Here is a 3,240-nt window from a genome sequence, read left to right on the forward strand (position 1 = left end):
CGGTCGATGGCCTGGTTGGTGGAGCGCCGGGAGGCGCTGCGCCTAGCCTTGGGCGCGCGCGGTGCCTTGCCGCGCGAGGTGGGTACGTTAATCCCGCCTCAAGGGGTGCCCGTTGGTGCCCTGGCGCCTCCCGCCGCTCCATCGCACCAGCGCGGTTCGCTGGTGGAGGGTTTCTGGCAAACCTCGGACGCAGTGCGCCGCGAGAATGCGGAAGCTTGGCTGTTTGAAATCTGAAGAGGAACGCAACCACGTGTCCCGGGCGCGATGCGGCATTCTTCATGCCGCTTCGCAGAACCGGGACCCCGGTTATTTTACTTCGGGTCGCAAGTAACCGGGACCCCGGCTTAGCAGCGCACCACGCCGAGGAGCGGCGCGCTGCGCAGCATCCGGGGAACGCAGCAACAGACACTGCGTCATACGCGGGCTTGACCACACCGATACGTGCATAGCGTGACTATCCGCTCAACGGGACGACTTTAGAACGGACGGCCAGGCTTTGCCGCGACACCGGGGCGCAAACTGCCGGTCGGCATCATGTCCACGCGCGGTTTGCTTTCAAGCGTGGCGACCGGCGTGGATTTCAGACATGCGGCCGGGCAGACCGGCGCCCTCCCGAGGATTTTTTGCAAAGCGGCCTGCGGCGCGCTATGGCAAAACTGCCGGATCAGGGATTTGTCCTCGGTGCCGAAATTCGGGATGCCGCACGAGGACGCCATCACCTTTTCGGCGCGTCCCCACAGTTCCGACACGGTCCTTGCGACGCGCGGCTCAAGCAAGCCGCTCCAGGTCGCAGGCTCGCTTTGCTCGGCCCGCGCGGCATACAGCGCGACGAACGCCATCAGCGCCGCGAGCCCGTCGCGATGATCGACTTCATCGCCCTGTTCAGCGGGGCCGCGCGAACGGCTCAAATCGACCGCGGTGTTGAGATCGTGCGTGTAGGCATTGAGCTCATCGAGCAGATAGAGGAAATCGGTCGATGAGCTGGCGCTGCCGGGCCGCAAATAGGTCGTCACGAAATCGCTGCTCTTGAATTTTGCCGCGATCAGCGACGGCGCGAAAAATCCCGACACTTCATGCGGCCGCTTCAACTGGCCGCCATGGAGCAGCGGAAACGCATCAAGCTCGGCGGTGATGTAGTGCACGGATTCGTGCACCGCCGTCGGCAGGCCGAGCTGCGCCTCGCCGCAGCTGATCCAGCCCAGAAAGAACTTCTTGTCCTTGATCTCTTGGTAGACGGCGAAACCCTCAGGGGCCGAGGCGCGCAATCTTTCGATGGCGCCCGGCCGGCAATCGCCGGCCTCCGCCGCCGGACCGAAGCCCGCAGCAAGAGGCGTGCACGCAAACGCGGCGAAGCAGGTGGACCGTAACAGCCGACGCATGATCGCCACTCACCTTGGTGCTCGGCGATAGAATTGGCTTAAACGGTTAATCCCTGATTACCGGCAGACACGCCGGCTGAAGTACCGAACCAACTTGGGACTGGCGCGCAAAGCTCATCGTCGTGGGAGAAGCGCGTTACCGGGACAACCCCGTCAGGTTCTCGGATAGTCGCGCTATTGCCGCTTTTGACCGGCCGGCCTTTCCGGCGCCGCGGGCGCCGGCGCAGGCGCGCTGCCGCTTCCGGCTCCGAACAGCAGGCGCGTCGGGTTCTTGTCGAGATTATTCACGGCACGGCTGATGTCGCCGAGGGTGCGCCGGCCATCGGACATCAGCGCGCCCGAGCGCTTGTCGAAATCCTCGGCCAGTTCGCGGATGGATTTGATGGCCTGGAAAAGTTCGCCGCCATCCTTGCCGCCGGCCAGCGTATTCAGACCGAGCATCAAATTGTCGGTCTTGCTCATCACGCCGTCAGCCTTGCCCACCACCCCGTCGACCTTGAGCATGATGCTGTCGATCTTCTCCGAATTGCGCGCCAGCGAGGTTGTGAAGGTCTCGAGGTTCTGCAGCGAGCTCCTGACCGCCTCCTGGTTGTCGGCGACCACCCTGTTGATGTTCTGCAATGTCGCGCGGATGGATTCCGTCACGTCCTGCAGCGCCTTGGGATCGGCCGTCAGCGTTGGAACGCCATCCTCGTCCAACGGTACCGCGGGCGCCGCCACCTCGCCGCCCTTGAGCGATATGGCCGCGACGCCGGTCAGCCCCTGAAATTCGAGGCCGACCAGGGTGTCCTTGCGGATCGGCGCGTAGTTCTCCACCATCGCCAGTGCGACAACCCGCCGCGGGTTGTCCAGCTTCACGGAGATTACCTCTCCGACCCGAATACCGTTGAAATTGACGCTGCCGCCATTGCGCAAGCCGGCCGCCGGACCCTCGAAGATGATGCGCATGGGGCTGCGCTGCTTGGTGGTGTGCAGGCTCTGGAACCAGAGCACGAAGCCGAACGCCGCCGCGATCACCGCCAGCGTGAACGATCCAATCAGCACGAAATTCGCCCGCGTTTCCATCAATTGGCTCCAGTACCACTAACCCACGACGGCGCGGGCGCGCTTGCCGTGGAAATACGCCCTCAACCAGGGATGCTGCGAGGCCAGCATATCGGTCATTGTTCCTGCTGCGATGATCTTGCCGCTCCCCAGGACGGCGATGCGGTCGCAGGCGGTATGAAGGCTGTCCAGGTCGTGGGTTACCATGAAAACGGTCAGGCCCAAAGTGCGCTGCAGGGTCCGCACCAATTCATCGAAGTCGCCGGCGCCGATCGGATCGAGGCCTGAGGTCGGTTCATCAAGGAACACCAGTTCCGGATCGAGCGCCAGCGCCCGCGCCAGCGCGACCCGCTTGATCATGCCGCCCGACAGTTCCGATGGAAAACGGTTCGCGACCTCGGGCTTCAATCCAACCATGCCTAGCTTGGCGATGGTGATCTCGTCGAGCAGGCGCTGCGAAACGGTGAGATATTCGCGCACCGGAAACTGGATATTCTGCCGCACGGTCAGCGAGGAAAACAGCGCGCCTTGCTGGAACAGGATACCCCAGCGCCGCTCGACGCCGCGGCGCGCGGTGGCGTCAGCGGCGTCGAGATCGATCCCGAACACCTCGATGCTGCCGCTGACCTTCGGTATCAACCCGATGATGGTACGGGTCAGCACCGATTTGCCGGCGCCGGAAGGGCCGACGAAGCCGAGAATTTCACCGCGCTTGACGTCGAGACTGAGCCGGTCGAGCACCTTGGTGGCGCCGAACTGCACCGAGATATCGCGAACCCGGATGATGGCATCGGAGACATCGGCGACCATCGCTACA

General features: G+C 63.8%; 4 protein-coding genes. 1 reads left to right on the forward strand and 3 read right to left on the reverse strand.

From position 1 onward, the window contains the following. Positions 1–234: hypothetical protein (locus VGP39_RS09545; protein ID WP_327567860.1), on the forward strand; the 234-nt coding region annotated here is incomplete at its 5' end. A 242-nt stretch (positions 235–476) separates the two neighbouring features. On the opposite strand, the gene VGP39_RS09550 is transcribed toward VGP39_RS09545, so the two are convergent. The 3 genes from VGP39_RS09550 to VGP39_RS09560 all read right to left on the reverse strand — a co-directional run bounded on the left by VGP39_RS09550 (position 477) and on the right by VGP39_RS09560 (position 3,233). Beyond that, positions 477–1,379, reverse strand: a complete 903-nt coding sequence (locus VGP39_RS09550) for a hypothetical protein (protein ID WP_327567861.1) — start codon at positions 1,377–1,379, stop codon at positions 477–479. A 174-nt stretch (positions 1,380–1,553) separates the two neighbouring features. Further along, positions 1,554–2,444: an MlaD family protein gene (locus tag VGP39_RS09555; protein ID WP_327567862.1), complete on the reverse strand. Its 891-nt coding sequence runs from the start codon at positions 2,442–2,444 to the stop codon at positions 1,554–1,556. An 18-nt stretch (positions 2,445–2,462) separates the two neighbouring features. Continuing rightward, positions 2,463–3,233: an ABC transporter ATP-binding protein gene (locus tag VGP39_RS09560; RefSeq protein ID WP_327567863.1), complete on the reverse strand. Its 771-nt coding sequence runs from the start codon at positions 3,231–3,233 to the stop codon at positions 2,463–2,465. Between the last annotated feature and the right edge of the window lie 7 nt (positions 3,234–3,240).

This window comes from Bradyrhizobium sp. (assembly GCF_036009065.1).
Taxonomy (GTDB): Bacteria; Pseudomonadota; Alphaproteobacteria; order Rhizobiales; family Xanthobacteraceae; genus Bradyrhizobium.